The organism is Halomonas nitroreducens (genome assembly GCF_003966155.1).
Classification (GTDB): domain Bacteria; phylum Pseudomonadota; class Gammaproteobacteria; order Pseudomonadales; family Halomonadaceae; genus Halomonas; species Halomonas nitroreducens.
Map to the genome: position 1 here is coordinate 1 of NZ_RXNS01000009.1, position 25,363 is coordinate 25,363.

The window sequence follows — 25,363 nt, forward strand, 5'->3', positions numbered from 1 at the left end:
TGGTTGATAGGTCGGATGTGGAAGCGCTGCAAGGCGTTGAGCTAACCGATACTAATTGTCCGTGAGGCTTGACCATATAACACCCAAGCGGTCTGTCGATGACAGACGGCAAGAGCCGGGTACGTGAGGCGTATCGCGCCAGCATGATTCGCATCCTTTTTCGCCTGACGACCATAGCGTGCGGGAACCACCTGATCCCTTGCCGAACTCAGCAGTGAAACCGCTCAGCGCCGATGGTAGTGTGGGGTCTCCCCATGCGAGAGTAGGTCATCGTCAGGCACTTATTTCGAGAAAACCCCGGTAGCGACAGCTGCCGGGGTTTTTTCATGTTGGGCCGATGGCACCTCCCGGGGGGCCTCCCCATGGAGAGTCCCGGAGCGCCGGAGCGCCGGCCGCCGGAACGCCGGCCGCCGGAACGCCGGCCGAATCATCGTCAGGCACTGATTCCGAGACAACCCCGGTAGCAACAGCTGCCGGGTTTTTTCAAGGCTGGCTGGCGGGGCCCGACAGGTCCCTGCGACGCCCGGGCCCCGATGACGCTCGACAAAGGGCTCGAGGCCGAGGCCTTGCGGCCGCACGGCCGACGAACGGTTTCCTGACGACGCCACCCAGCTCGAAGGGCGTGCTCTGGCTGGCGGCCAAGGCGCCGCGATCAGCCAGCGAGAGCCAGCTGCAGGCCATGTCCCGACTGCTGGGCGAGGCCAACAACCGGCCGCTGAAGTCGATGAATGCGCGGCGGGTCCTCGAGCAGACCCCGCGGGTGTCGGTATATGCATACAAGCAGATGTGACATCGCAGGGATCCCGCTAGTCAGGTGCCGCCATGACGGCTAGCCTGTGAGGGGAAATCCGCTGGATACCGTCATCTCAGGAGGAGATACCATGAAGCTGCAATTGTTGCGCACGTTCGCGCTGTCACTGCTCATCGGCATGATGGCAATGGGACTCGCCGCCTGCGAGGACGAAGGGCCGGCGGAGCAGGCTGGAGAAAATGTCGACGAGGCCATGGAGGAGGCCGGCGAGTCCGTCGAGGAGATGGGAGAGAACGTCGAGGAGGCTGCGGAAGAATCGAGCTACTGAATGCTTCTCCCCTCAAGAACGCAGAAGGCCGGGCTACATGCCCGGCCTTCTGTGTCTGGGGGATCACACCCGGTCAGGCGCCGGGGGTCTGCTCAATGCCCTGGACGTACCAGGGGGCCCCGTCACGCAGCTCGCGCACCAGGTGCCAGGTCTCGTTGAAGGCATTCTGCTCGCCGTTCTCGTCGATGATGCCATGGAAGAGCACGGTGGCCTCGGCCTGGTGGTCGAGCTCCCGGACGCTGCCCAATTCGGCGAACAGGCGCACGATCTCGGTGCGGTTGTTGGCCGGATGCTGGTCGCGCTCCTGGCGCAGCAGGTTGTAGAGTTCGGGCGTGACGTAGTCCTGGATCTGCGAGAAGTCGTTGTTGTCCCAGGCGCGCTGCAGGGTCATGAAGTGTTCCTTGGCACCGCCCAGGAAGCGTTCACGATTGAACCAGGCCGGCTCCGCCGCGAGACCGCTGGCCCCGCCCGGGTTGCTGGCCTGGAAGGCCTGGGGCTGGCCCTGCGGCGCCTGGGAGGGGCTCGGCCCGCCGGCCAGGGACGGGCGGCGTCGAGCAAACAGGCGCAGCAGCAGGAAGATCGCGCCACCGATCAGCAGGATGTCGAACAGGCGCAGTTCGTCGAAGGCGCCACCGAAGAACAGCGACGCCAGCAGGCCACCGGCCAGCATCCCCGCGAAGGGGCCGGCGAAGCGCGACAGGCCGCTCGAGGGCTTGCGCTGGCCGGCCGTGGTGCCGGTGGCGCGCGGGGCCGTGGCGGTGCCGGAGTCGGCCGAGCGGGAATAGCTGCCGACGCTCTTGCCGCCTCCCAGGCGGCGAGCATCGGCATGGTCGACGGCCAGGCCGAAGCCCAGGACGCCGACGATGAGCATGATGAGAAGGTGACGCATCGAGGGATCTCCATCTGGAGGCTGCGGGCAGCCATCGGGCTTTCGAAGCGACCATTCTAGCGGCTAAGCTGAAACCGGGCACGGTCTATCCGGAAACTCATTGCGGGGGGAATGCCATGCGCCTGAAACGGGAGGCAAGCCTGTTGCTGATCGTCGATCTGCAGGCCGGTCTGCTACCGGTGATCGACGGCAGTGATCAGGCGGTCAGCGAGGCCGGCTGGCTGGGAGGCGTGGCCGAGGCCCTGGACGTCCCGGTATGGCTCACCGAGCAGTATCCGGCCGGGCTGGGCGGCACCGCGCCCCGCCTGCTGGAGATGCTGGGGGAGCACCGGTGCTGGGAGAAGGTACATTTCAATGCCCACGCCGAGACAGAGTTTGCCCGGGCGCTGGTCGAGAGCGGCCGGCACCAGGTCGTGCTGTGCGGTGCCGAGGCGCATATCTGCGTGTTGCAGACCGGCCTGGCCCTGCTCGAGGCCGGCTACGAGGTGGCCTGGCTGGCGGAGGCGGCAGTGAGCCGGCGACCGGAGGAGGCGGCCTTGGCCCGGCGCCGGATGGCTCAGGCCGGCGCCCTGGAGGTCAGTGCCGACATGGTCGCCTATGAGTGGCTCGAGCGTTGTGACGACGCCGGCTTCAAGGATGTCCACCGGCGTTTTCTCAAGGGACGCTCGGCGCGCCCTCTACGCTTCTTCTAGTGGCTTAGCGGTCGCGTTCGTCGCGACAGAACACCAGAGTGTCGCCCTCGGAGAGGGCGGCGTTGAAACGATAGCCGGCCACGTCGAAGTCCTTGAGCGCCTCGGCATCGTCCAGGCGCTGGCGGATCATCCAGGCGGCCATCAGTCCGCGGGCCTTCTTGGCGTAGAAGCTGATGATCTTGTACTGGCCGTTCTTCTCGTCCTTGAACACCGGGGTGATGACCCGGGCCTTGAGCCGTTTCGCATCGATGGCCTTGAAGTACTCGTTGGAGGCCAGGTTGACCAGCACCGGGTTGCCGCTGTCGGCCACCGCCTGGTCGAGGGCCGTGGTCAACGTTTCCTTCCAGTAGGCATAGAGGTCCTTGCCGGCCGGATTGGCCAGCTTGGTGCCCATCTCGAGGCGATAGGGCTGGATCAGGTCCAGAGGGCGCAGCAGGCCGTAGAGGCCGGAGAGGATGCGCAGGTGGTCCTGGGCGAAGGCGTTATCGTCGTCGTCGAAGCGATCGGCTTCGAGCCCCACATAGACATCTCCCTGGAAGGCCTGGGCCGCGGGCTTGGCGTTGCCCGGCGTGAAGGGCGTCTGCCACTCGGCGAAGCGGGCCGCGTTGAGGCCGGCGATCTTGTCGCTCACCCCCATCAGATCGCTGATCTGCTGAGGTGAGAGATCGCGCAGGATGCCGATCAGCTCGCGACTGCGGGTGAGAAAGTCCGGCTGGGTATGGCGGTCGGTCGTGGCCGGTGTCTCGAAGTCCAGCGTCTTGGCGGGCGAGATCACGCTGAGCATGGGCGCTCCTGTACCTGGGAAAGTTACGGGCAGTATATCAAGCCGTGGACAGGCCCGCGGCTATCGCCCTCATAGCCCCGGACCCGCCGCGTCAGGGGCAGGGGTTGGGGTAGCGCTGATGGATGTCCTCGATAGCGTCGAGCACGTCGTCATCGAGGCGCAGGGACTCGCTGGCCAGGTCGCTCTCGAGCTGGTCCATGGTCGTGGCGCCGATGATGTTGCTGGTAAGGAAACTGCGCGAGTTGACGAAGGCCAGGGCCATCTGTGCCGGGTCGAGGCCGTGCTCCCGAGCGAGGTCCACATAGGCTCGCGTGGCCTCGTCGGCAAGAGGTGTACTATAGCGCTGGAAGCGTTCGAAGAGTGTCAGGCGGGCGTTCGCCGGTCGGGCTCCGTCCAGGTACTTGCCGGACAGCTTGCCGAAGGCCAGCGGCGAGTAGGCCAGCAGGCCGACGCTCTCGCGGTGGGCGATCTCGGCCAGGCCCACCTCGAAGGTGCGGTTGAGCAGGCTGTAGGGGTTCTGCACCGAGGCGACCCGCGGCAGGCCCAGGGTATCGGCCAGGCGCAGGGCGTGCATCACGCCCCAAGGCGTCTCGTTGGACAGGCCCACGGCGCGTACCTTGCCGGCCTGCACCAGCTCCTTGAGCGCCGAGAGGCTTTCTTCCAGGTCGGTGGCGTCCTCCTCCTCGTCGTGCTGGTAGCCGAGCCGGCCGAAGAAGTTGGTTCGGCGATCGGGCCAGTGGAGCTGATAGAGGTCGACGTAGTCGGTCTGCAGGCGGATCAGGCTGTCGTCGATGGCCTGGTGGAGGTGCCCACGGGTCAGCCGGGGCCCGCCTCGGACGTGCTCGAGGCCGGGGCCGCTGGCCTTGGTGGCGATGATGACGTCATCGCGGGATCCCCGAGCCTTGAGCCAGCTGCCGATATAGGCCTCGGTTCGCCCCAGGGTCTCAGCCCTGGGCGGCACTGGATACATCTCGGCAGTGTCAATAAAGTTGATGCCGAAAGCCACGGCACGGTCGAGTTGCTCATGGGCGTCGGCCTCGGTGTTCTGCTCGCCGAAGGTCATGGTGCCGAGGCACAGTCGGCTGACGTCGATACCGGTAGTGCCCAGGGGGCGGGTCTGCATCCGTCACTCCTCGTGCGGTTGGGCGGTCCGCTCCGCATGGTAGCGAGGGCCCCAGTCCCCGTAAACGGGCCGGGGGTTGAGTCCCCGCCGGGGCGGGCGTATGCTTGCCCACCCGTTGCCCCGGCGGAGTCCGCAGGGCGGCTGTCATCCTAGGAAGCGACGCCGGACACAGGGTGGTGCTCGACGTCATTTTTTCGGACCACTGGACGTAAGGTTGTTTGCCATGCAGCAGGCATCATCACTGTTCACTCGGCTCGAGTACCGTCTGGCACAGCAGCTGTTCCATACGCGCTGGCTGCCGCGTTCGCCGCGTACCCAGCGACTGACCATGCACCTCTTCCAGCGCTGTGCCGATGCCGGCCATCCAGCGGCGCTATCGGTGTACGGGCACATGCTCTTCCATCGCGGCATCACGCCTCAGGACAAGGCTCGGGGGGCCCGCTACGTGCTCGAGGCCGCCCAGGGGGACGACACCCGGGCGCAGTATCAGGCTGGACAGATCTACGAGTACGGTTGTGCCCTGTACCCCCGCCGTGATGACCATGCCGTGACCTGGTATGCCCGGGCTGGCGAGGCGGGACACTCCCTGGCCGCCGCGCGGCTGGCCCGTGCCTACCGCGACGGAGAGCTCGGCCTGCCGGTCGATGCCGAGCGCCAGGCGCACTGGCAGACCCTGGCCGATCGCTTTACCGGGCTTGACGAGGCACTGGACACCAACGAAGCCGGAACGCGACACTAGGATGATGGCCCGCCTCATGACGAGGCGGTGACAGCGGCCACCCCTGTGACGTCGGTGGCTTTCATCACCAAGGACTCCCCAGCCCGTGACGCTACCGACACTGCTGGATATCGAAGCGTCCGGATTCGGGCGCGGCAGCTACCCCATCGAGGTCGGCCTGGCCCGGTCCGATGGCAGTTCCTGCGCCTTTCTCGTTCAGCCCCTCGCCGAATGGACCCACTGGGATCCCAAGGCGGAGCTGCTGCATGGCATCTCCCGCGGGCGCCTGCAGCGGGAAGGCTATCCCGTGCGCCAGGTGGCTCGCTGGCTCAACGACGAGCTCGGCGAGATCGGCATTGCCTACAGCGACAGCTGGGGCTACGACAACACCTGGTTGTCGCTGCTCTTCCATCATGCCGGCATGCTCCCGGCGTTCCGCCTCGAGGCCCTGCGGCGACTGCTCAGCGAGGCCCAGCTCGCGCGCTGGAGTACCACCAAGGAAGCCATCATCCGCGAGCAGGGGATCCATCGGCATCGCGCCGGCGAGGATGCCCTGCTGTTGCAGCTCACCTATCAGCGCACTTTGGTCGACGCCGCGAGCGGACTCGGCAATGCCTGATAGGCACCTGCGCTCGTCGACTGTCAGACAACGCTCAGGGCTTGCCCCCCACCTCCAGCAGCACCTTGCCGACATTGGCGTCCCGCCGGACATGGTCGTGGGCCGCCTCGGCCTCGGCGATGGGCCAGGTCCGGTCCACCAGAGGCGCCAGCTCGCCGCTGACCAGGCGTGGCCAGACATGGACCCGCAGGGCCTCGAGGATCTCGCCCTTGGCCGCCGGAGGGTGGGTGCGCAGGGTGGAGCCGATCACTCGCTGGCGCTTCATCAATAGCCGTCCCAGGTCCAGCTCCGCCTGGCGTCCACCCATCAGGCCGATCACTACCAGCCGGCCATCGGCATTGAGCACCTTCTGGTTGTCGGCGAGATAGCTCGCGCCCACCGGGTCGAGGATCATGTCGGCGCCGCCCCAGGCCTTCACCGACTCCACGAAGCTGCCATCGTGGCGGTTCCAGCCGGCGTCGGCACCCAGCTCGCGACAAGCGGTGAGCTTGGCCACGCTGCCCGCGGTGACGAAGCAGGGATGCGCGAAGGCTTGGCACAGCTGGATGGCGGCGGTGCCGACGCCACTCGCCCCGGCATGCAGCAGGACCCGTTCCCCCGGCGCCAGGGCGCCTTCCATGAAGAGGTTGAGCCAGGCCGTGGCAAACACCTCGGGAAGGGCTGCGGCCTCGCGTAGCCCAAGGCCCGCCGGGACCGGCAGCACCTGCCGAGCGTCGACGACCACCTCCTCGGCGTAGCCACCGCCGGCCAGCAGCGCGCAGACCGGTTGACCGACTGCGAGGCCGGTGACGCCCTCCCCGATTGCTACCACGGTGCCACTGACCTCCAGGCCGAGGGTCGCCGAGGCGCCGGCAGGGGGCGGGTACTGGCCCGCACGCTGCATCAGGTCGGCGCGGTTGACACCGGCCCAGGCCACCCGGAGACGCACCTCCTGGTGGCCCGGGCCCGCGGGGGCGGTCGCCTCGGCCCAGACGAGGCGGTCCGGGTCATGGTGGATGGCATACATGGCAGGCCTCCGGAGCTTCAGGGATCAGGAATCGGCGAGACGAGCCTCGATGGTGGCCAGCAGGTCATCCGGTTCGGTGGCGGCGAGCAGACTGGTCCGGGTACGGGCGTCGAGAAAGCCATGATCGACGGTGGTGTCGAGGAAGGTCAGCAGGGGCGCATAGAAGCCGTCCGTGTCGAGCACCCCGATGGGCTTGTCGTGGAGTCCCAGGTACTGCCAGGTCCAGGCCTCGAAAAGCTCCTCCAGCGTGCCGATGCCGCCGGGCAGGGCAATGAAGGCATCGCTGTGGGCGGCCATGCTGGCCTTGCGCTCGTGCATGCTGCGCACACGGATCAGCCGTGTCAGCCCGTGGTGGGCCTGCTCACGCTCGACCAGGTGGTCGGGCATCACCCCGGTGACCTCGCCGCCGGCGGTCAGGACGCTGTCGGCCAGCGCCCCCATCATGCCCACCCGGGCGCCGCCGTAGACCAGAGAGTGGCCGCGCCGGGCCAGGGTCAGGCCCAGCGTCCGGGCGGTCTCGAGGAAGCGCGGATCGCGGCCTTCCCGCGAGCCCAGATAGACGCACATACTCGCCATGGTGTCCTCCTTGATGGGTCTCTTATCCTAGCGGTGGTGAGTCGCTCCGGGCAAAGCGCGGAAGCAACAAAAAGGGCGCCAAAGAGGCGCCCTTCGCTGTGTAGGGTCGGCAGGCGCGTTCAGCGGGCGCGGGCGGCGTCACGCCGCATGGCCTGGCGCAGCAGGGCGATGCCGCCGACGCTGATGCCAACCAGGCTGGCGATCAGGGCGAGACTGGCGATCACATGGGTATCGAGGTACATCGGGGACTCCTGTTGGTGTGTTGTCGGGGGAGGGGAAAGCGTCGCGCAGCCGGCTCAGGGCAGGCCGTCGATCACGCCATATTCGGCGTCGAGCCAGCGGCCGATGACATTGTCGCCGCACAGGTGGTGGGCGTACTGGGTGTGCAGGCAGCGCACCTGGTCCCAGTTGGCGATGCCGCCGATGCCGCGCTCGCGCAGCACGCCGGCATAGCCCAGGCGGTCGACCTCGGCCCGCTGCGTGGCGCTCATATGCCGCCAGCGGGCGTCCACGTAGTCGGCGTGGCTGCGGTGGTAGGCGGCCAGGAACTCGGGGTCGTCCCGAAGGCGGGTCTCGAGGGCCTTGATGACGCCGGCGGCCTCGATGCGCGACAGCTCGACCTTCAGGGTCTCGGAGCTGAGCCAGTAGAGGGTCGGGAAGGGCTTGCCGTCGACGATGGGGGCCATGCGCAGCACCAGGGGCGTGCCCTCGCCGTCGGTGGCGGCCAGGGCCTCGATGCCGCGGGGCGCACGGCCGAGCTGCTCGGCAATGATGCCTAACTGGCGCGCGTCAGGCATCGTGTCGGGGCGGATCACCATCGTCGGGGTCTCGTATGAACTTGTTCGAACGGCCCACGGCGCGAAAGAAGGTCCGGTTGAGTTGCTCGGGAGTGGGCACGTAGCTCCACTGCCGTTCACAATACTCGCCGGCCCGCGCCATCAGCACGTCATAGAGGCGGTTGAACGGCGCATCATAATCGTAAGGGTCTTCCCCGAACAAGCGGATGTGGGGAAAGTCGGCGAACCGCTCCATGAAGAAGCGTTCCAGGTCGGCCTCTACGGCACGGTGACGGGCGACATCATCGGGGTCGAGCCAGAGATCGTAGCGGATGGCCATCGGCGGCTCCTCGGGTGGCTGGGCTCGGCGATGCCGAGGCGATAGGCTTAGGACCGCGACCCGCGGCGTTCGGCTCAGCGCCGGGCCAGGGGCGCGAAGCGGGCATCGAGCAGCCGGGCCAGGTCCTGCGGGGCGAGACGAATCTCCAGCCCCCTCCGCCCGCCGCTGACATGGATGGCCGCGAGGGGGTCGGCGCTGGCGTCGATGAAGGCGGCCAGGCGCTTCTTCTGCCCCAACGGACTGATGCCGCCCACTACATAGCCCGTGGCCCGCTCGGCCTCCGCGGGCTCGGCCATCACCGCCTTGCGAGCGCCGGCGGCCCGCGCCAGGGCCTTGAGGTCGAGCGAGCTCGCCACCGGGACGATGGCCATCGCCAGCCGGCCGTCGTCGAGCCGGGCCAACAGGGTCTTGAAGACCTCCCAGGGCGACAATCCCAGGGCCTCGGCGGCCTCCTCGCCATAGGCGGGGCGGCGCGGGTCATGCGCGTAGCTGGCCAGGGCGAAGGCCACCCCGGCTCGTTCCAGCACCTTCACGGCCGGTGTCATGCGTCGACGGCCTCCGGTTCCTGCAGGTGTGCCTCCAGCGCCCGGCGCAGCTCGCCCTCGATGGGCACGGCCCGCTTGGTGTCATGATCGAACTGCACCAGCACGGTGTGCCCCAGGTTGGCGAGCACGCCATTCTGGCGCGCCTCCTGGGTCACGGTGAAGGAGCTGGTGCCGAGTCGCGTCAGGTAGGTACGAATCTCGATATCGTGACCGTAGTAGAGCTCCGCCCGGTAGTCGATTTCCATGCGTGCCATGATCAGCCGCCACTGACGCGGGTCGAGGTCCGGCGTGAACAGCCGGAAGAGGTCGTTGCGAGCCAGCTCGAACCAGGCCGGCAGGCGGGTGTTGTTGATGTGGCCAAGGGCATCGGTGTCATAGAAGGCGGGCTCGATGGTGCGGACGAACATACAGGCTCCTCGTGGACGGTGGCCGGCGGGCCGGAAGTCACAGCATTGCCCCGAGCAAGCGCTCGGTCAAGTCGTGGCGGCGCGACGGCCTTGCCACCAGGCCGTGCCTCGGGTCCAGGCCAGCAGCCAGGCGGTGGCGGCAGCGAAACCGGTCAGGGTGCCCAGCACCAGGCCCAGGCTGTCATAGGTCAGGGAGACGCTCAGGGCATAGCACAGCAGCGAGCCGAGGCCCGCGGGGTAATGCTTGATCACCGTGGCCACCGGGGCAGCGCCATGGGTCAGGTGGAGGATCACCAGGAAGGGGTACATGGTCACCGGGAAGGCGGCCATGACCCCGGCCCAGGCCGTCGGTACCACATGCGCGAGGCCGGTGATCAGGAAGATGATGACGGCGGCCAGCCCTGCGCGCAGGCCCAGTGCCGGCCAGCTGAAGCCGCCCTTGGGCTGCGCGGCGGTATCCGGCACGCGGCGGTAGAGGCGGATGAAGACGAGGATCGCCACCAGGGTGGTCAGGGTGCCGCTGACCCGGGTGAACTCGATGTGGGTCAGCAGCAGGCCCACCAGCAGCCAGGCGGCGAGCCCGCCAGTGGTGCCCAGCATCACGCCCCGCAGACCATCGCGGCGGGCGCAGAGCAGGTAGCCACCGCCCAGCGCCAGCGTTGCGGAGAAACCGGCCAGGGTGTGCACTGCACTCTCGGCGGCGAAGCCCGGCGAAAGCTCCAGGCCGATGAAGAACAGCGCGATGGCGGTGCCCAGGGGGTAGCCCGAGAGCAGCCCCGCCATGCGGGTGCTGAGGCGCTCGGCGACCGCTGATAGCCCCAGCACCACACCGATCGAGACCAGTAGCTTGGCCAGTTGCCAACTGAGCGGAACGTCCATCGAGTCTCCTTTATCCTAGAGTGACAGCAAGCCTGTGAGGTGCCCATGGCCGGTCATGACTTGTCGTCTCCGACGCGCCCCGAGGTCTGCGAGCTGTGCGGGCGGGCGGCGCCCCTGACACGACACCACCTGATTCCCCGCGCGCTTCACGGCAAGGCGCGCTATCGCCGCCGGTTCGATCGCGTCGAGCGGCTCACGTCCATCCTGTGGCTGTGCCATGCCTGTCACAAGCACATCCATGGGGTGCTCGGCGAGCGCGAGCTGGCCGAGCATTATCGCAGCCGGGAGGCGCTGATGCGCCACCCGGAGATCCGGGCCTTCGTCGACTGGCTGGCCACCAAGCCGGCGGGCTTTCGCCCCAAGCGGCCTGCCCGCCGCCGCTAGCGGCGGCGGGCAGGACTTCACACCAGCCGCAGTCCCTGGCGGTCCGTCCAGGCTGCCTTGAGGGCGGCGGCCAAGGGGGCCTGCAGGTGCCCGGGCAGGGCGTCCGCTGCGCTCTCGTATGCCTCGTCGGCGCGGTTGCGCAGCCAGCAATAGGCCCAGGCGCTGGCCTCATCGTCGTCGGCCGGCACCGGTCGGGCGGGCATCTGGACGAGCAGGAAGACCGCCGTGCGTCCGGCCCAGAGGGGAATCTCCTCGCCGCCGTCTGCCCGGCTCCAGGCCTGGAGGGTGGCGCCGCTGGGCGTGGCCTCCGGTTCACCGAGCTTGGCGACCCGGGCGGTCTCGGCCAGGATCAATGCCAGGCGGTCCGCATCGCCCTGGCCGAGTGTCAGCCAGTGGGCGATGACGGCGGGCAGGCCGCGGCGTACCTTGGCATAGAAGCCGCTTTGCGGCATGGTCTCAGGCATTCGTATGGCCTCTTGCAAGCAGGACAGTCTATGGAATTCGATTTTGCCACGCCCGTCGAGCGCCGCCACCCGTCCCGGGGCGATGAGTCGTCCGACTGGCCGTCCGATTGGCCATCCCAGAAGTGGCACAGCTACGGTGAGGACGTGCTGCCGCTCTGGGTGGCCGACATGGACTTCCGCTCGCCCCCGGCGGTGATCGAGGCATTGCATGCGCGGGTGGCGCATGGCGTGTTCGGCTATGGGCTGGTACCGGACAGCCTCAAGCAGGCCCTGTGTGCCTGGAGCGCCGAACACTATGCCTGGGAGATCGAGCCGGACTGGCAATTGTGGCTACCGGGGGTGGTCCCGGCCCTGCACATCGCCAGCCTGGCCTTGACCGAGCCGGGCGAGGGCGTGCTGACGGTGACGCCCATCTACCCCCCCTTCCTCAAGGTGGCCGAGCGCACCGGGCGCCTGCCTCAGCAGGTCGCCCTGAGCCCCCCCGTCGGCCCCGGCGGTGACTGGACGCTTGACCTGGCGGCGCTGGAGGCGGCCATCACCCCCGAGACGCGGTTGCTGTTGTGGTGCCAGCCCCACAATCCCACCGGCCGGGTCTGGACCACCGAGGAGCTGGATGGCCTGGCGTCGCTGGTCGAGCGCCATGACCTCATCGTCGCCTCGGATGAGCTGCACTGCGACCTGCTGCTCGACGACGGGGGGCGCCATCGCCCTCTGGCGGCGGCGTATCCGGCCCTCGCCGAGCGGATCCTGACACTCTGGGCGCCCTCCAAGACCTTCAACCTCGCCGGCCTGACCGCCGCCTGCGCGGTGATCCCCGATGTCGGCCTGCGCCGCCGCTTCGCCGCCCGGGCCAGGGGGCTGCAGCCGGACGGCAACGTGCTGGGCCTGGTGGCCGCCGAGGCCGCCTATCGTCATGGTGAGCCCTGGCGACGGGCCCTGCTCGAGACCCTGCGTGACAACCGTCGTCGACTGGTCGAGCGGGTGGCCCGCTGGCCCGGGGTGGTCATGGCCTCGCCGGCTTCCACCTACCTGGCCTGGCTGGATCTGCGTGAGGCGCCGGCCCTGCAGGATACTGAAAAGTCCCCCCAGCAGGCCTTGCTGGAGTGGGCCGGGGTGGCCTTGTCCGATGGCGCCGCTTTCGGCTGGCCGGGATTCGTGCGGCTCAACTTCGGCACCACTGCTCGGCAGCTGGAGGCCGCCCTGGATCGTCTGGAGGGCGTGCTCGGCGCCTGACACGACTCGGCCGCCCCAGGGACGGCCGAGCGGACTTCAGTAGAGTTGGGCGAACAGCTTGCGGCGGAAGGTGACGGTCAGCGGGTGATCGGCGCCCAGGGCATCGAAGACCCGTAACAGCGTCTTGCGGGCCGCGTCGTCGCCGTAGGCGCGGTCGCTCTTCATCAGCGCCAGCAGGGCCTCCAGGCCGGCCTCGTACTGGCCGTCGGCGACCTGGCGCAGCGCCCGCTGGTAGCGGGCCTCGCTGTCGTCGCGGCCCTCGAGGGCGGCGAGTTCCTCGGCGGAGGGCGCCTCCTCGCCGAACTCGATGCTGGCGCGCACGCCGCGGGCCGGCGCCGCGTCTCGTTCCTCCGGCGGTAGGGCGTCGAGCAGGGCTCTTGCCTGCTGGGGCTCGCCGGCGGCGACCAGCGTGCGGGCGAGCTCCACCTGGTAGGGAGTGTGCTCCGGCCACTGTTGCACCAGCTCCTCGTAGATCTGCCGGGCGGTGGTGGTATCGCCGGCTTCGAGGGCGGCGGCAGCCTGTTCCTCGGGACTCAGCTGGGCCTCGGCCGGGGCCTGGAAGTAGCGGCCCAGCCACTCACGGATCTCCTTCTCGGGCAGCGCGCCCTGGAACTGGTCGACCAGGCCACCCTGGCTGATCAGCTTGACGTCCGGGACCGAGCGCACGCCGAGCTGTCCGGCGATGTCCTGGTTATCGTCGATGTTGAGCTTGGCCAGGATGAAGGCGCCGTTGTACTCCCGGGTGAGCTTCTCGAGCACCGGCATGAGGTTCTTGCAGGGCTCGCACCAGGGGGCCCAGCAATCGAGGAGCACCGGCACCTGCATGGATGTCTCGAGCAGCTGCTGGATGTTGCTGCGGTCGACATCGATGATCAGCTCGGCGCCCTGCTGGCCCGCGGCGGCGCTGGACGGTTGCTCGGAGCCGCTCTCGGGGGTGAGCGGCTCCCCAGTGCGTGGATCGACGATTGGCATGATGGACTGGCCTTAGGACATGAGGGTGAGTTTGTTACTCAGATGCGGGTGACCGCATCGGGATTCAAGGGGGCATGGCCAGGCGGCGACTCCGGCGGGGCTCGAAGCGCTGCTGCCCGTCACGGCGGTGTGCGGGGACTCCTGGCCCGACGGCCCCTGTCGGGGCCCCCTGTCGGGCCCCCCCTGTCGGGGAGGGCAGCCGCCGAGCCTGACGAGCGCCTCTGCGTTGATGCCCCGGGAATGCAAAAGGCCAGAACCTCCCGGCTCTGGCCTGTCTCGATGGTCGGCAGCGGGGCCGGATTCGAGCCGGTGGCCTTCCGGGGTCGTGACGAGCCGAGCCCGACGCGTTGATGCCCCGGCAATGCAAAAGGCCAGGACCTCCCGGCTCTGGCCTGTCTCGATGGTCGGCAGCGGGGTCGGATTCGAGCCGGTGGCCTTCCGGTGTCGTGACGAGCCGAGCCCAACGCGTTGATGCCCCGGCAATGCAAAAGGCCAGAACCTCTCGGTTCTGGCCTTTCTCGATGTTTGGTAGCGGGGACCGGATTCGAGCCGGTGGCCTTCCGGGGTCGTGACGAGCCGAGCCCGACGCGTTGATGCCCCGGCAATGCAAAAGGCCAGAACCTCTCGGTTCTGGCCTTTCTCGATGTTTGGTAGCGGGGACCGGATTTGAACCGATGACCTTCGGGTTATGAGCCCGACGAGCTACCAGACTGCTCCACCCCGCATCAACGTGAGGCATATTTTACAGACATCCTGACTTGCGTCAAGGGGGTGTTTCCATGCTCGTATTGGTCCCGCTCGTTGGTCCATACTCGAAGATGGCTGTCATATTAGTGACAGCCATCATGGCGATACTGTCGTCGAGCGCCCAGGTCTGGCGCCTGGGCACAGGTCGTGAATCATCAGGGAGTTAGTCAATGACAACATCATCTTCCGTCGCCTGGGTAACCGGTGGAACCGGTGGCATCGGGTCGGCCATCTGCCGTGCACTGGCCGATGCCGGCTACCAGGTGATCGCGGGCTACCACAATCCCGAGAAGGCCAAGGCCTGGCTCGAGACCCAGAAAGCCGATGGTTACGACAACATCGCCCTGTCCGGGGTCGACCTCTCCGACTATGATGCCTGCATGGCAGGCGCCAAGGAGATCCGCGATACCTATGGGCCGGTCAGCGTGCTGGTCAATTGCGCGGGGATCACCCGTGACGGGACCCTGAAGAAGATGTCCTCGGAGCAGTGGAGCGAGGTCATCGACACCAACCTCAACAGCGTGTTCAACACCTGCCGCAGCGTCATCGAGGACATGCTCGAGGAGGGCTACGGGCGCATCATCAACATCTCGTCCATCAACGGGCGCAAGGGTCAGTTCGGCCAGGTGAACTATGCGGCGGCCAAGGCGGGCATGCATGGCCTGACCATGTCTCTGGCCCAGGAGACGGCCACCAAGGGCATCACCGTCAATACCGTCTCGCCGGGCTATATCGCCACCGACATGATCATGAAGATTCCGGAGAAGGTTCGCGAGGCGATCCGCGAGACCATCCCGGTCAAGCGCTATGGCACGCCCGAAGAGATCGGTCGACTGGTAACGTTCCTGGCCGACAAGGAGTCCGGGTTCATCACCGGGGCCAACATCGACATCAATGGTGGCCAGTTCATGGGCTGAGCCGCCCGGCGAACTCGCTACCCCGACACGCAAAGCGCGAGGCCTCGGTCTCGCGCTTTGCGTTGGATATCTCGAGGCATCAAGGCGGTGGCAGCTGGGTGAGGGTCTCCAGGGTGCGGTCCAGGTCGCCGACCTCCCGCTTCCATAGGTCCGGGGGGACCGGGCCGGTAGCCAGCAGGTCGGCGAGCACGCCGCGCAGCTCATCGGCACGGGACGCTTCCCGTCCCAGATTCTCGTTGAGGCGCTCCACCTGGATGGCCAGGCGCAGGGGGTCGTCCTGCCGATTGACCGGGTCGCCGGCCAGCAACGAGAGATGGACCCGCAGGCGGGCCAGGCGTTCGTCGACATCTTCCGGCGCCGGCGGCGCCCGGCGGGCTGCATTGCGTCGGGCATGGGCCTGGCGCAGGTCCTCTGGCAGGGGGCCGGCCTCGGCCTCGGGCACTTCTGTGGGGTCGGCGCCGGCGAGAGACGCGGCATCCGCCGCCAGGTGGGCCTCCAGCAACGGTTGCACCTGGCGCCAGCGATGGACCTCCTCGGCCAGGGCCAATCGGGCGAGCCGTTCGCGTCGTGCCCTGACGATGCCCGACCAACGCCGACGCATGCCCTCGCTGCGCCGGCCGGGCGGCAGTGGCTCCAGGGTAGAGGCTTCCTGAATGGCCGCCTCCAGATCGGTGGCCTCGCTGCTCCTGGCCGGATGCCAGGCATCGAGCCGGTCGATCAGCGCCTGCATGGCGTCCAATCGCGTCCTGGCGCGCTGTGCCTGGTCGCTGCGCGCGGCGTCCCGGCGTGCGAAGATCTCGTCGCAAAGGTGGCGAAACTCCCGCCACAGGGCCTGCTCCTCGCCCTTGGGGGCCCGGCCGAGCGCCCGCCAGCGTTGCTGCAGGGCCTTGGCCGCTTCTGCCTGCCGGGCGGGCGGCTGGTCGCCATCGCGCAAGGTGCGGGCCTCTTCGATCAAGGCGCGCTTGGCCTCGGCAATCTCGTGCGCCCGTTGCTCGATCAGTGCCTGCAGCGCATGGCGAATGCGGCCGAAGCGGCGGCCGATGGCCTCTGCGGCGTCCCGGGGCACCGGCGAGTGATGCCGCCACTGCAGGCGGGCGCGGTCGCGGATCTCGCGCAGGGCGTCCGGGTCGGCCTGCTCGGCGGGTTGGGCCAGCAGCGTCTCCAGCTGCTCGCAGAGTGCCTCCCGGGCCACCAGGTTCCGCTGGCGCTCGGCCTGGCGCCGGTCCCGCCAGTCGGCCAGGCGTTCATGGATCCGGTCCGAGGCCGCCCGAAAGGCCGCGGACTGTTCACGGTTGGCGGCGGCATCGCCGAGATCCTTCCATTCCTTCACCAGTCGGCGGTGCCGACGGTCGAGTTCCGCGTCGCTGAGGCCGCTGTCGTCGGCAAGGGCGGTGATGGCCTCGCAGAGCTGGTCACGCTTGGGGCCCGCAACGAAGCCGCGCCAGTCGCGCAGCTCCGCCAGCCGGGCGCCCAGTCGCTTGAGACGGCCCCGCAGGGGCCCCAGGCGTTCGGCCGGCAGGGTTTCGGCCTGATGACGCAACCGCTGATGCAACCGGCTGGCGCCCTTGAAAGCCCCGCTCTCGAGCAGCCGCTCCAGCGCGTCGAGCTCCTCGGCAAAGTGGGCCAGGCGCGTCTCGACATCCTGGTCAAGCGGTGCGTCAGCCGCGTGCAGGCGCTCATGAGCGCGCTGAAGCAGCGGCGAGGGGGGCAGGTCCGCGGGCCAGCCGCAGGCCTCGACCAGGCAGGCCAGGCGCTCGTCGTCGCCCTGCTGCAGCGCCTGCTCGATGGCATCGGCACGCTCGTCCAGTCGCACCCGGGCCTTGACGATATACTCGTAGCCGGCAAGGGCCGCGTCGTAGCGGCGACGCAGCTCGTCGTCGGCCAGATGCTGGTCCGAGAGGGCCTGCCAGCGGCTGGCCAGGAGCTGCTTCTGGGCGCGCAGGCTGGCGATGTCCTGGTCGGCCAGGCGCTCGCCGTGACGCAAGGCCTGGAGGCTTTCCTCGAGGGCCTCGACCAGGGCCTCGCGGGAACGGTCGGCCTGCTCGCGATGGCGTTCGGCCTTGTCCTGGGCCTGCTCACGGGCCTCATGGTCGCTGATTACCTTGCGGCAGCGCTGACAGGCATCCTGATAGCGCCGCTCCTGCCCGCTGTCCGGCAGGTCGTCGAGTCGGGCCCACTCGCGCATCAGATGACGGAAGCGACCGGCATAGAGCGGCTCCCAGGCGGCATTGGCATGGGCCTCCAGCTTTTCCAGCAGGGCCTCGCGACGGGTGCGGGCCTCGGCCAGCGAAGCGGCATCGGCGCGCAGGCGGTTCAGGCGCTCCCGAGCCTGGCGAATCACCTGACGGTCGCGGCGGGCCTCCTGGGTCAGGCGCGTCAGTCCTCGCTCGCTCTCGACGCGGGCGGCGGCGGCGTGGCGCACGGCGGCGATACCGTTCTCGCAGGCCTGGCGGATCAGCGCCTCCTCGCCATCCAGACGCGCCAGGGCGGCCAGCCGTAACTGCTGGTTGTCGCCCTCCAGGGCCACCCGCTCGAGCAGATCGGGTTCGTCGAGGCCCTCGGTCAGGGCGATGCGGTGTGGCAGGTCGAGAGAGCCCTCGCGGCCGCAGAGCAGGGTGATCAGGCGTTCTCGGAGCTCGTGGGAACCATCGCCCTGCCGGTGCAGGGCCAGCAGCCGTTCCGGGTCGCTCAGGCCGGCCAGGGCGGCCCGGCGGACGCCGGGATCGGGATCATGAACGAGGCGTTCGAGCTGCTGGCGCTGGCCGTCCTGGGCGGGGTCCAGCCGCGCGATGGCCTGGCGCCTCACATCGGGGTCGGGGTGCTGCCAGCGAGGGGCGAAGAGTCGGCGAAGGAATCCTGACATGGGGCTTCCTGAGATGGGCGCGACAGGCATGGCGGGCGCGCCGGCGAACGAGATGGACGTACGGCGTGCAAGACGCCGGGTCATGGACTTATCTAAGCATGCGGCGATCCGGCAGAAAAGGGCGATGCGGCAGGGTGTTGCCGAGACGAGACACTGACAAGGAGGCAGTGCTGGGCTTATCATCAGTTGCAGGGTCCGGGGCACTCGCTTAGTTTTGGTGAAGCACCCCGACCATCACCCGACGTGGAGTTCGGCAATGAGTCTCAAAGTGGACAGGGACGGCATGGCATTCACCTTCAAGGGCGGCATGCTGCCGATGACGGTCATGGAGTTGACGAGCGCCGACCCCGAGCGCATACGCGAACAACTCGCCGGCAAACTCAGTCAGTCCCCCGCTTTCTTCCAGCACACCCCGGTGGTCCTCAGCGTCGAACGCCTCGATGAGCCGCACCTGGCGCTCGAGCGGATCTGTGCGGTTTGCCGGGCTCACAAACTGTTGCCGGTGGCGGTACGCGGCGGGCCCGATCCGGTCAAGCAGTCGGCCTGGGCCCTGGGGCTCGGCTGGTTCCCGCCCCAGGAAGCGGCGCGCCCCCGCGCGCTCGAGAGCGTGCCGGCCGGCGACGCCGGCGAATCCCTGGCCGAGGAGGAGGCCGCCGAGGCGCTGGCGGCTCCGGCCGTCGCCGCCGGTGGGCGCATCTTCCGCGGCACGGTCCGCTCCGGTCAGCAGATCACCGCTCCCGAGGGTGACCTGGTGGTGGTGGGGGCGGTCAATGCCGGCGCCGAGGTGCTGGCCGGCGGCAGCGTGCATGTCTATGGCGCCCTGCGCGGGCGTGCCCTGGCCGGCATTCACGGCGATTCCCAGGCAGCCATCTTCTGCCGGGAGCTGCGCGCCGAGCTGCTGTCGGTGGCCGGCAACTACAAGCGTCTCGAGGACATCGACCCGCGGCTGCTCGGCACGGCCGTGCAGGTGCGTCTGAGCGACGACCAGCTGAGCATCATGTCGCTGGACTGACGCGACCTCGAGTAACGACGATTCGGCGGAGTGGCCACGGGCCCGCCGCCTTCCATCACCATGACAGACAGGATGCGACACTTGGCCAAGATCATTGTTGTGACCTCCGGCAAGGGTGGGGTCGGTAAGACAACCAGTGCTGCCGCCATCGCGACGGGCCTGGCGCTGCGCGGCCAGAAGACTGTGGTCATCGATTTCGATGTCGGGCTGCGCAACCTCGACCTGATCATGGGCTGCGAGCGACGCGTGGTCTATGACCTGGTCAACGTCATCCAGGGCGAGGCTGGCCTCAACCAGGCGCTGATCCGCGACAAGCGCGTGGACAACCTGCACATCCTTCCGGCCTCCCAGACCCGGGACAAGGATGCGCTGACCCTGGAAGGGGTCGAGACCGTGCTCAACACCCTGAACAAGGACTTCGACTACATCATCTGCGACTCGCCGGCGGGCATCGAGCGCGGCGCCCAGTTGGCCATGTACTTCGCCGACGAGGCGATTGTGGTGACCAATCCCGAGGTCTCCTCGGTACGTGACTCCGACCGCATCCTCGGCCTGCTGTCGTCCAAGACCCGGCGGGGCGAGCGCGGCGACGACCCGATCAAGGAGCACCTGCTGATCACCCGCTACAACCCGAATCGCGTGGATCTGGGCGACATGCTCAACCTCGAGGACATCCGCGAGATCCTGGCCATTGACCTGGTCGGCCTGATCCCGGAGTCCGAGGCGGTACTGCGGGCCTCCAACCAGGGGGTGCCGGTGACCCATGATGACAGCAGCGATGCCGGCCAGGCCTATGCGGATACCGTGTCCCGGCTGCTGGGCGAGGACGTACCCCTGAGGTTCCACGAGTTCCAGAAGAAGAGCCTGTTGAGCCGAATGTTCGGAGGAGGCCGCCGGTGAAGCTACTCGATTTCCTGAAGCGCGAGCGCAAGAAGTCTGCCTCCGTCGCCAAGGAGCGGCTGCAGATCATCGTGGCCCACCAGCGCAGCCAGCGTGGGCAGCCGGACTACATGCCGATGCTTGAGCGGGAGCTGCTGGAAGTGATCCGGCGTTATGTCCAGGTCGATGACGATGCCATCAACATCAGCCTGGACAGCGAGGACAACTGCTCGGTGCTGGAGCTGAACGTCACACTACCGAGGGCAGGGGAGGGCGGCTGAGTCGTTGACGGGCCTGTGCTAGGCTGGGGCCCCTTGTCCCATCGCCTGCTCGGAGAGCCTCGCCCATGGCGCAGCCGAAAGCCGCCCCGCTGACCTTCCTGTGGCACGACTACGAGACGTTCGGCGCCGACCCGCGTCGGGACCGCCCCTCGCAGTTCGCGGCCATCCGCACCGATGCCGAGTTCAACGAGATCGGCGAGCCCCTCGAGCTGTTCTGCCGGCCCGCCGACGACTATCTACCGCACCCGCAGGCCTGTCTGATCACCGGCATCACGCCCCAGCAGGCCCGGCGGCGGGGGCTGCCCGAGGCCGAGTTCGCCGGTAGGGTCGAGGCCGCGATGAGCGAGCCCGGCACCTGCGCGCTGGGCTACAACAGCCTGCGCTTCGATGACGAGGTCAGCCGCCACCTCTTCTACCGCAATCTCATCGATCCCTATGCCCGGGAGTGGCAGAACGGCAACTCCCGCTGGGACCTGATCGACGTGGTGAGGGCCTTCCATGCGTTGCGCCCCGAGGGGATCGAGTGGCCAAGGCGCGAGGATGGCTCGCCCAGCTTTCGGCTCGAGGATCTGACCGCGGCCAACGGCATCGAGCATGCCGGGGCCCATGACGCCCTGGCCGACGTGCGAGCCACCATCGCCCTGGCGAAGCGCCTGCGCGAGAGCAACGCCAAGTTGTTCGACTACCTGCTGGGCATGCGCGGCAAGCGCCAGGTGGCCAGGCAGCTCGACGTGCCGGGACGCAAGCCGGTGCTGCACATCTCGCGGCGCTACCCGGCGAGTCGTGGCTGCAGTGCCCTGGTGATGCCGCTGGCCGAGCACCCCACCAACCCCAACGGGGTCATCGTCTACGATCTTTCGGTGGATCCCGCCCCGCTGCTGGCCCTCGAGCCCGAGCAGATCCGCGAGCGGGTCTTCGTCAGCAACGATGACCTCGCCGAGGGCGAGACACGCATCCCGCTGAAGGTCATTCATATCAACAAGTGCCCGGTGATCCTGCCGGCGAACGCCCTCAAGGACACCGCCGGGCCGCATCAGGGTGAGTATGGCGAGCTCGTCGAGCGATTACACCTCGACGTGGTGGCCTGCCGGCGTCACTGGAAGGTGCTGGCGCAGCACCCCGACGTCGTGGCCCGGGTCAGCCAGGCCTTCGCCTCGCCGCCCCCCGAGCCGCCCCGGGATCCCGACCTGATGCTCTATTCCGGCGGCTTCTTCTCGCCGTCCGACCGTCAGCAGATGCAGCGGGTCCGCGATAGCGATCCCTGGGACCTGGTGGGCGCCAGTTTCGCCTTTCAGGATCCGCGGCTCGAGGAAATGGTGTTCCGTTTCCGGGCCCGCAGCTATCCCGATACCCTGACCGGTGAGGAGCAGGCTCGCTGGGAAACCTTCCGCTGGGAGCGCATGAACGACCCGGTCTTCGCCGGCTTCGCCCTCAAGGACTTCGCCCGGGAGATCGAACGGCTCAACCAGCAGTCGCTGGGCGATCGGGAGCGCCAGATCCTCGAGGAGCTGGTGATGCACGTGGAGGCCATCATGCCGGCGCAGGCCTTTGGCTGACCCGTTTCGTCCTCGTTTCGGCCAGGGCGGTTCAGCCTTCGCCGTCGGGCAGCGGCGGCAGGTCGTCCTTGAGCGCCATGATGTCGCTGGGGGCGTCGCCGGGGTCATGGGTGATATGGACCACGGCGTCGTTGAGCAGCCCCGGCCAGGCCTTGCGCAGGGCCGCCGGGGTCACGCCCAGCACCCGCTCGGCGAGGCGCTGGCGTTCGTCGAAGGCGGTGTCGTCCATGGCCAGCGCCCGCCACAGTCGGTTGGTGCGCTCGGGCAGGCCGGTGTCGCGGCGCAGCAGGTCATCGTGGACCGCCTGGCGGTAGGGGGCCAGGGCCGCCTCGTCCAGCCCCTCGAGGCGGGCTCCGAAGGTCTTCAGGAAGGCGTCGATGCGCGACTGGATGGTGGTGCTGTCGGTGTCCGGGGACTGCACCAGCAGGCCGATACCCGGCGCGTCGAGCAGCGGCCGGTAGCCGGCATTGACCACATAGCCCAGCTGCTGCTCGGTGCGCAGCTGCTGGTAGAAGGGGGTCTCGAGCAGGCGCCCCAGCACGGCCAGCCGGGCCTGGCTGGCCAGTGAGCGGTCCGGGCCCTGCAGGTAGCGCATCACCAGGGACTCGTCCCGGGCGGTATCCGGCGTCAGGTCGGGGAGGTCGCGGCTGGCCTGCAGCGGGGTCAGGTCGGGAATGGCGCCCTCCGCCAGCTGCGGGGCCAGGGTCTCGGCGACTTGGCGTGCCTGCCGGGTCGCCGTCTCGCGGCCGAGGTTGCCCACCGCCATGGCCTCCAGGTGCAGGTCGCCGAGGAAGGCCTCGCGGAAGTCGCGCAGGGCCTGGGCATCGACGTCCTCCAGGGCCGCCAGCAGTGCCTCGGTGGGCCACTGGGGGCGGATCAGCGTCTCGGCCAGGGTGCGGTCGGCCTGGCGGTAGAGGGACTCCTGGGGGGCGTTGCGCCACTCGCGGCGCAGCCGGTGGCTGACGCGTACCACGCTGTCGTCGTTGATCTCTCCCTCGCTCAGCTGCTCGAGAACCCGGCCGATCAGGCGATCCTGGCGATCACGCCAGCCGGAGAACGACAGGGTGATGCCACGGGCATGGGCGTAGGCCTCGAAGCCGTGGCCGGCCAGGCGTGCCGGATAGAGCGCCTCGTTGAGGCTGTCCTGCAGCCAGCCGGCCAGCAGACGCGCCATGGCGGCCTGGCGGGCATCGCGGCCCGAGGCGGGGTGCTGCAGGCTGAAGCGCCACTCGACGCGGGGCGTGTCGAAGCTGGCATCGCGCATGTGCCAGAAGGCGAACGCGGGCGAGTCGATTCGTTGCACCGGGGTGTCGTCCTGGCCCTCCAGTAGCGTCAGGTCCTCGGCGATATAGGGGTTGGGGTCGGGCAACTGCAGCCCGGCCAGGGGCTGCGCCGTCGTATCCCGGTCGAGATCGAACGGTGTCCAGGGGGTGTCGAACCAGGGCGAGGTGCGCTCGCCCTCCACCTCCGGACCAGCATACAGGCGCAGCATGTTGTTCGGTCGCAGCGCCGAGAGCCAGGTCCCGATCCGCGCCGCGTCGAAGCCGTCCATGCGGTAGGGCGCGTAGTTGACGTCCTCGAGGGGATAGTAGGCGAGGTTCATCGACAGACGCATGGCATCCTGCAGCGGCGCGCCGTGCTGCTGGAAACGGAACTCCTGCTCGGCGAGCCTGGCCTGCTCGTCGTACCGCCAGGCTTCGACCCCGTCGCGGCGGATGGCCGCGATGGCGTCGAACAACGACGCCTGGATGCGCGCGATGTGCTTGGCCCCGTCCGGCGTCAGGCTGATGTCGATGCGGAACAGGGCCTGTTGGCCATCTCCGTGGGTCACCCCGGCGGAGAGGCCGTCGGCCCAGCCGGCCTCGCGCAGCACGTCCAGCAGGCTGCCGTCCCCCTCGTGGCCGAGCAGGTTGGCGAGATAGCTGGCCGGCTTGTGGCGATAGGCCATCTGGGGGTCCGGCACCGGAAAGTAGAAGCTCAGCCGGCGGGCGTCGCGCAGCGAACGCAGCTCGGCGGCAGCGGGCAGCTGCTCGGGGCGGACCAGAGGCGTGGTGATTTCCGGTCGGGACAGCCCGCGGTCGGGCACGTCGGCGAAGCGCTCGCCGACCAGGGCGGCCAGCTCGTCCAGGGGCTGGGGGGCGACCACGGCCAGGTGCATGACGTTGGCGCCGTAGTGGGAGCGATAGAAGTCGATCACCCGCTCGCGCAGGTCGGGCTCGCCCGCGGGACGGTCGGCCAGGGTGTCGCGGCTGCCCACCGAGAAGCCGGTGGTGGGGTGGGCCGGGTTGAGCAAGCGGTCGAGGACGTCATTGTGGCGTCGCGCCTCGTCGCGCTTGCGGGCCATGTACTCCGAATGGACCACCTGGCGCTCGCTCTCGAGCCGGTCGGCGTTGAACAGCGGGTCGACGAAGAAACGGCTGAAGCGGTCCAGGGCGCCCGCCAGGGCGTCGGGCTCCACCGCGAAGAAATAGTTGGTGTCCCGGGGGGCGGTGAAGGCGTTGTGCTGGCCGCCATGGCGGGACAGGTAGCCCTGGTAGGCATCGGCCGCCGGGTAGGTCTCGGTCCCCAGGAACAGCATGTGCTCGAGGTAGTGCGCCAGGCCGGGCAGGTCCTCCGGGTCCTGGGCACTGCCGACGTCCACGTTCAGCGAGGCCGCGGCCTTGTCGGCCTCGGGGTCGCTGACCAGCAGGGCGGTGAGGCCGTTGTCCAGGGTCAGCAGGCGGTAGTCGCGATCGTCCACCGGGCTGACGCGGGGCGTGGTCACGGCCTCGATGCTACCGGCCTCCTGCTGGGCGGCGGCGAGGCCAGGCAGCAGCGCCGTGACGAAGGCCAGCGAGGCGGCCAGAGGAGTGCGCAGTGGTCGGTTCATCGTCTCTCCTGTTCGGATGTCCGGCGCAGCATGGGGCCGGTGGGATAGGCGCAGGCGGCATCCTGGTTGCCGGGATCGTTCACTCGTCTTGATACCGGAAAGGCGCCCAACAGTTCCCCGGGGGCCGGGATCAGCAGGGCGCGCCGCACCTCGGGGGGCGTGTCCGGGTCGAGCCAGCGCCTGGCGTCGTCTGCGGCGATCACCGCCGGCAGCCGGTCGGTGAGGGGCGCCAGGAGGTCGTTGGTGGGCACCGTGATCAGGGCCAGGGAGTCCGCGTGTTCGGTCAGGCTGGTATGGAAGCGGCACCAGAGCCCGGCCAGCAGCAGCGGGCCGCGATCGGTGCGGGTGACCAGGAAGGGCTGCTTGGCCCGGGGCTGCGCCTTCCAGACATAGACGCCGCCGGCGGGCACCAGGCAGCGCCGGGCCGCGAAAGCCTCGCGGAACATGGCCCGGGATTCCAGGGACTCGGCCCGGGCGCAATGGGGCGCATGATCGAGTACCTTGAGCCAGGGCGGGGTGAGTCCCCAGAAGGCGCTGGCCAGCCGCGGGCGTCCGGCTTCGAGGCGGATCAGCGACAGCGGTCGACGCGGCGCGAGGTTTGCCCCGGTGATCGGCGCCTCGTCCACCGCCAGGCCCGGCAGCAGGCGATCGAGATCGAGCGAGGGGATATAGAGTCGGCCGGCCATGGAACCTCCGGAGAGATGGGGCGCCAGAGTAACCAAGAGATCTCGCCGAGAAAAGCGCCATCGTCGC

Annotated in this window: 27 protein-coding genes, 1 tRNA gene and 2 rRNA genes; 13 read left to right on the plus strand and 17 right to left on the minus strand. The window is 68.6% G+C overall.

The window, feature by feature from the left end; all coding sequences use genetic code 11:
- From EKG36_RS10285 to EKG36_RS10300, 3 genes are all read left to right on the plus strand, one after another.
- A 23S ribosomal RNA gene (locus EKG36_RS10285) occupies positions 1-76 on the plus strand; the annotation flags it as partial.
- A gap of 87 nt (positions 77-163) precedes the next feature.
- Positions 164-279 (plus strand): 5S ribosomal RNA (rrf, locus tag EKG36_RS10290).
- 602 nt (positions 280-881) lie between these two features.
- Positions 882-1,079 carry a hypothetical protein gene (locus EKG36_RS10300; RefSeq protein ID WP_126483734.1) on the plus strand — a complete coding sequence of 66 codons (198 nt, stop codon included), beginning with the start codon at positions 882-884 and terminating at the stop codon, positions 1,077-1,079.
- A 73-nt stretch (positions 1,080-1,152) separates the two neighbouring features.
- Here the strand turns inward: EKG36_RS10300 and EKG36_RS10305 are convergent, their stop codons facing one another.
- Complete coding sequence (locus EKG36_RS10305) at positions 1,153-1,968, minus strand: Tim44 domain-containing protein (protein ID WP_126483735.1); 816 nt, start codon at positions 1,966-1,968, stop codon at positions 1,153-1,155.
- Positions 1,969-2,084: 116 nt separating this feature from the next.
- On the opposite strand from EKG36_RS10305, the gene EKG36_RS10310 reads away from it, so the two are divergent.
- Positions 2,085-2,660, plus strand: a complete 576-nt coding sequence (locus EKG36_RS10310) for an isochorismatase family protein (RefSeq protein WP_126483737.1) — start codon at positions 2,085-2,087, stop codon at positions 2,658-2,660.
- Between the two features lie 4 nt (positions 2,661-2,664).
- Here the strand turns inward: EKG36_RS10310 and yaaA are convergent, their stop codons facing one another.
- Both yaaA and EKG36_RS10320 read right to left on the minus strand, forming a co-directional pair.
- Positions 2,665-3,444: a peroxide stress protein YaaA gene (gene yaaA, locus EKG36_RS10315; RefSeq protein ID WP_126483739.1), complete on the minus strand. Its 780-nt coding sequence runs from the start codon at positions 3,442-3,444 to the stop codon at positions 2,665-2,667.
- A gap of 91 nt (positions 3,445-3,535) precedes the next feature.
- Positions 3,536-4,567: an NADP(H)-dependent aldo-keto reductase gene (locus tag EKG36_RS10320; protein ID WP_126483741.1), complete on the minus strand. Its 1,032-nt coding sequence runs from the start codon at positions 4,565-4,567 to the stop codon at positions 3,536-3,538.
- Positions 4,568-4,790: 223 nt separating this feature from the next.
- Here EKG36_RS10320 and EKG36_RS10325 point away from each other — a divergent pair, with 223 nt between their 5' ends.
- Both EKG36_RS10325 and EKG36_RS10330 read left to right on the plus strand, forming a co-directional pair.
- Positions 4,791-5,306: a tetratricopeptide repeat protein gene (locus EKG36_RS10325; RefSeq protein ID WP_126483743.1), complete on the plus strand. Its 516-nt coding sequence runs from the start codon at positions 4,791-4,793 to the stop codon at positions 5,304-5,306.
- 85 nt (positions 5,307-5,391) lie between these two features.
- Complete coding sequence (locus EKG36_RS10330) at positions 5,392-5,904, plus strand: hypothetical protein (protein ID WP_126483745.1); 513 nt, start codon at positions 5,392-5,394, stop codon at positions 5,902-5,904.
- A gap of 34 nt (positions 5,905-5,938) precedes the next feature.
- Here EKG36_RS10330 and EKG36_RS10335 read toward each other — a convergent pair whose 3' ends face one another.
- From EKG36_RS10335 to EKG36_RS10365, 8 genes are all read right to left on the minus strand, one after another.
- On the minus strand, positions 5,939-6,910 hold the full coding sequence (locus EKG36_RS10335) for an NAD(P)H-quinone oxidoreductase (RefSeq protein WP_126483747.1): 972 nt from the start codon (positions 6,908-6,910) through the stop codon (positions 5,939-5,941).
- A 24-nt stretch (positions 6,911-6,934) separates the two neighbouring features.
- Complete coding sequence (locus EKG36_RS10340) at positions 6,935-7,486, minus strand: LOG family protein (RefSeq protein ID WP_126483749.1); 552 nt, start codon at positions 7,484-7,486, stop codon at positions 6,935-6,937.
- 119 nt (positions 7,487-7,605) lie between these two features.
- Positions 7,606-7,728 carry a hypothetical protein gene (locus EKG36_RS20930; RefSeq protein WP_281274425.1) on the minus strand — a complete coding sequence of 41 codons (123 nt, stop codon included), beginning with the start codon at positions 7,726-7,728 and terminating at the stop codon, positions 7,606-7,608.
- A gap of 54 nt (positions 7,729-7,782) precedes the next feature.
- The gene (locus EKG36_RS10345; protein ID WP_126483751.1) at positions 7,783-8,304 is read right to left on the minus strand and encodes a DUF501 domain-containing protein; all 522 of its coding nucleotides are present in this window, start codon (positions 8,302-8,304) and stop codon (positions 7,783-7,785) included.
- A complete protein-coding gene (locus EKG36_RS10350; protein ID WP_126483753.1) occupies positions 8,276-8,602 on the minus strand; it encodes a hypothetical protein in 327 nt (108 codons plus the stop codon). The genes EKG36_RS10345 and EKG36_RS10350 overlap by 29 nt, the downstream gene beginning before the upstream one ends.
- A 74-nt stretch (positions 8,603-8,676) precedes the next feature.
- Positions 8,677-9,147 carry a Cys-tRNA(Pro) deacylase gene (ybaK, locus tag EKG36_RS10355; protein ID WP_126483755.1) on the minus strand — a complete coding sequence of 157 codons (471 nt, stop codon included), beginning with the start codon at positions 9,145-9,147 and terminating at the stop codon, positions 8,677-8,679.
- On the minus strand, positions 9,144-9,554 hold the full coding sequence (locus EKG36_RS10360) for an acyl-CoA thioesterase (protein ID WP_126483757.1): 411 nt from the start codon (positions 9,552-9,554) through the stop codon (positions 9,144-9,146). The genes ybaK and EKG36_RS10360 overlap by 4 nt, the downstream gene beginning before the upstream one ends.
- A 66-nt stretch (positions 9,555-9,620) precedes the next feature.
- Positions 9,621-10,433 carry a hypothetical protein gene (locus tag EKG36_RS10365; RefSeq protein WP_126483759.1) on the minus strand — a complete coding sequence of 271 codons (813 nt, stop codon included), beginning with the start codon at positions 10,431-10,433 and terminating at the stop codon, positions 9,621-9,623.
- 45 nt (positions 10,434-10,478) lie between these two features.
- Here EKG36_RS10365 and EKG36_RS10370 point away from each other — a divergent pair, with 45 nt between their 5' ends.
- Positions 10,479-10,817 (plus strand): hypothetical protein, encoded by a 339-nt coding sequence (locus EKG36_RS10370; protein WP_126483761.1) that lies wholly within the window; start codon positions 10,479-10,481, stop codon positions 10,815-10,817.
- Between the two features lie 17 nt (positions 10,818-10,834).
- Here the strand turns inward: EKG36_RS10370 and EKG36_RS10375 are convergent, their stop codons facing one another.
- A complete protein-coding gene (locus EKG36_RS10375; protein ID WP_126484046.1) occupies positions 10,835-11,269 on the minus strand; it encodes a hypothetical protein in 435 nt (144 codons plus the stop codon).
- A gap of 42 nt (positions 11,270-11,311) precedes the next feature.
- Here EKG36_RS10375 and EKG36_RS10380 point away from each other — a divergent pair, with 42 nt between their 5' ends.
- Positions 11,312-12,514, plus strand: a complete 1,203-nt coding sequence (locus EKG36_RS10380) for a MalY/PatB family protein (RefSeq protein WP_126483763.1) — start codon at positions 11,312-11,314, stop codon at positions 12,512-12,514.
- Between the two features lie 36 nt (positions 12,515-12,550).
- Here the strand turns inward: EKG36_RS10380 and EKG36_RS10385 are convergent, their stop codons facing one another.
- Together EKG36_RS10385 and EKG36_RS10390 are read right to left on the minus strand one after the other, a co-directional pair.
- Entirely contained in the window at positions 12,551-13,486 is a 936-nt protein-coding gene (locus EKG36_RS10385; RefSeq protein WP_126483765.1) for a tetratricopeptide repeat protein, read from the minus strand.
- Positions 13,487-14,134: 648 nt separating this feature from the next.
- Positions 14,135-14,211 (minus strand) — tRNA-Met (locus EKG36_RS10390).
- Positions 14,212-14,403: 192 nt separating this feature from the next.
- On the opposite strand from EKG36_RS10390, the gene phbB reads away from it, so the two are divergent.
- Positions 14,404-15,150, plus strand: a complete 747-nt coding sequence (gene phbB / locus EKG36_RS10395) for an acetoacetyl-CoA reductase (protein WP_126483767.1) — start codon at positions 14,404-14,406, stop codon at positions 15,148-15,150.
- Positions 15,151-15,229: 79 nt separating this feature from the next.
- Here phbB and EKG36_RS10400 read toward each other — a convergent pair whose 3' ends face one another.
- Positions 15,230-18,013 carry a DUF349 domain-containing protein gene (locus EKG36_RS10400; protein WP_126483769.1) on the minus strand — a complete coding sequence of 928 codons (2,784 nt, stop codon included), beginning with the start codon at positions 18,011-18,013 and terminating at the stop codon, positions 15,230-15,232.
- A gap of 256 nt (positions 18,014-18,269) precedes the next feature.
- Between EKG36_RS10400 and minC the strand changes: the two genes are divergently transcribed.
- From minC to sbcB, 4 genes are all read left to right on the plus strand, one after another.
- Positions 18,270-19,025: a septum site-determining protein MinC gene (gene minC, locus EKG36_RS10405; protein ID WP_126483771.1), complete on the plus strand. Its 756-nt coding sequence runs from the start codon at positions 18,270-18,272 to the stop codon at positions 19,023-19,025.
- Between the two features lie 81 nt (positions 19,026-19,106).
- A complete protein-coding gene (gene minD, locus EKG36_RS10410; protein WP_126483773.1) occupies positions 19,107-19,925 on the plus strand; it encodes a septum site-determining protein MinD in 819 nt (272 codons plus the stop codon).
- Positions 19,922-20,185 (plus strand): cell division topological specificity factor MinE, encoded by a 264-nt coding sequence (gene minE / locus EKG36_RS10415; RefSeq protein WP_126483775.1) that lies wholly within the window; start codon positions 19,922-19,924, stop codon positions 20,183-20,185. The genes minD and minE overlap by 4 nt, the downstream gene beginning before the upstream one ends.
- Positions 20,186-20,250: 65 nt before the next feature.
- The gene (sbcB, locus tag EKG36_RS10420) at positions 20,251-21,741 is read left to right on the plus strand and encodes an exodeoxyribonuclease I (protein WP_126483777.1); all 1,491 of its coding nucleotides are present in this window, start codon (positions 20,251-20,253) and stop codon (positions 21,739-21,741) included.
- A 31-nt stretch (positions 21,742-21,772) separates the two neighbouring features.
- Here sbcB and EKG36_RS10425 read toward each other — a convergent pair whose 3' ends face one another.
- Together EKG36_RS10425 and EKG36_RS10430 are read right to left on the minus strand one after the other, a co-directional pair.
- Positions 21,773-24,610, minus strand: a complete 2,838-nt coding sequence (locus tag EKG36_RS10425) for an insulinase family protein (protein ID WP_126483779.1) — start codon at positions 24,608-24,610, stop codon at positions 21,773-21,775.
- Complete coding sequence (locus EKG36_RS10430; protein ID WP_126483782.1) at positions 24,607-25,296, minus strand: SOS response-associated peptidase; 690 nt, start codon at positions 25,294-25,296, stop codon at positions 24,607-24,609. The genes EKG36_RS10425 and EKG36_RS10430 overlap by 4 nt, the downstream gene beginning before the upstream one ends.
- Positions 25,297-25,363: the final 67 nt, after the last annotated feature.

What these genes read in the sequence shown, in the direction of transcription:
- EKG36_RS10300 (WP_126483734.1), top strand. Translation starts at nt 882, where the DNA reads ATGAAGCTGCAATTGTTGCGCACGTTCGCGCTGTCACTGCTCATCGGC.
- EKG36_RS10305 (WP_126483735.1), bottom strand. Translation starts at nt 1,968, where the DNA reads ATGCGTCACCTTCTCATCATGCTCATCGTCGGCGTCCTGGGCTTCGGC.
- EKG36_RS10310 (WP_126483737.1), top strand. Translation starts at nt 2,085, where the DNA reads ATGCGCCTGAAACGGGAGGCAAGCCTGTTGCTGATCGTCGATCTGCAG.
- yaaA (WP_126483739.1), bottom strand. Translation starts at nt 3,444, where the DNA reads ATGCTCAGCGTGATCTCGCCCGCCAAGACGCTGGACTTCGAGACACCG.
- EKG36_RS10320 (WP_126483741.1), bottom strand. Translation starts at nt 4,567, where the DNA reads ATGCAGACCCGCCCCCTGGGCACTACCGGTATCGACGTCAGCCGACTG.
- EKG36_RS10325 (WP_126483743.1), top strand. Translation starts at nt 4,791, where the DNA reads ATGCAGCAGGCATCATCACTGTTCACTCGGCTCGAGTACCGTCTGGCA.
- EKG36_RS10335 (WP_126483747.1), bottom strand. Translation starts at nt 6,910, where the DNA reads ATGTATGCCATCCACCATGACCCGGACCGCCTCGTCTGGGCCGAGGCG.
- EKG36_RS10340 (WP_126483749.1), bottom strand. Translation starts at nt 7,486, where the DNA reads ATGGCGAGTATGTGCGTCTATCTGGGCTCGCGGGAAGGCCGCGATCCG.
- EKG36_RS20930 (WP_281274425.1), bottom strand. Translation starts at nt 7,728, where the DNA reads ATGTACCTCGATACCCATGTGATCGCCAGTCTCGCCCTGATCGCCAGC.
- EKG36_RS10345 (WP_126483751.1), bottom strand. Translation starts at nt 8,304, where the DNA reads ATGGTGATCCGCCCCGACACGATGCCTGACGCGCGCCAGTTAGGCATC.
- EKG36_RS10350 (WP_126483753.1), bottom strand. Translation starts at nt 8,602, where the DNA reads ATGGCCATCCGCTACGATCTCTGGCTCGACCCCGATGATGTCGCCCGT.
- ybaK (WP_126483755.1), bottom strand. Translation starts at nt 9,147, where the DNA reads ATGACACCGGCCGTGAAGGTGCTGGAACGAGCCGGGGTGGCCTTCGCC.
- EKG36_RS10360 (WP_126483757.1), bottom strand. Translation starts at nt 9,554, where the DNA reads ATGTTCGTCCGCACCATCGAGCCCGCCTTCTATGACACCGATGCCCTT.
- EKG36_RS10365 (WP_126483759.1), bottom strand. Translation starts at nt 10,433, where the DNA reads ATGGACGTTCCGCTCAGTTGGCAACTGGCCAAGCTACTGGTCTCGATC.
- EKG36_RS10370 (WP_126483761.1), top strand. Translation starts at nt 10,479, where the DNA reads ATGGCCGGTCATGACTTGTCGTCTCCGACGCGCCCCGAGGTCTGCGAG.
- EKG36_RS10375 (WP_126484046.1), bottom strand. Translation starts at nt 11,269, where the DNA reads ATGCCGCAAAGCGGCTTCTATGCCAAGGTACGCCGCGGCCTGCCCGCC.
- EKG36_RS10380 (WP_126483763.1), top strand. Translation starts at nt 11,312, where the DNA reads ATGGAATTCGATTTTGCCACGCCCGTCGAGCGCCGCCACCCGTCCCGG.
- EKG36_RS10385 (WP_126483765.1), bottom strand. Translation starts at nt 13,486, where the DNA reads ATGCCAATCGTCGATCCACGCACTGGGGAGCCGCTCACCCCCGAGAGC.
- phbB (WP_126483767.1), top strand. Translation starts at nt 14,404, where the DNA reads ATGACAACATCATCTTCCGTCGCCTGGGTAACCGGTGGAACCGGTGGC.
- EKG36_RS10400 (WP_126483769.1), bottom strand. Translation starts at nt 18,013, where the DNA reads ATGTCAGGATTCCTTCGCCGACTCTTCGCCCCTCGCTGGCAGCACCCC.
- minC (WP_126483771.1), top strand. Translation starts at nt 18,270, where the DNA reads ATGAGTCTCAAAGTGGACAGGGACGGCATGGCATTCACCTTCAAGGGC.
- sbcB (WP_126483777.1), top strand. Translation starts at nt 20,251, where the DNA reads ATGGCGCAGCCGAAAGCCGCCCCGCTGACCTTCCTGTGGCACGACTAC.
- EKG36_RS10425 (WP_126483779.1), bottom strand. Translation starts at nt 24,610, where the DNA reads ATGAACCGACCACTGCGCACTCCTCTGGCCGCCTCGCTGGCCTTCGTC.
- EKG36_RS10430 (WP_126483782.1), bottom strand. Translation starts at nt 25,296, where the DNA reads ATGGCCGGCCGACTCTATATCCCCTCGCTCGATCTCGATCGCCTGCTG.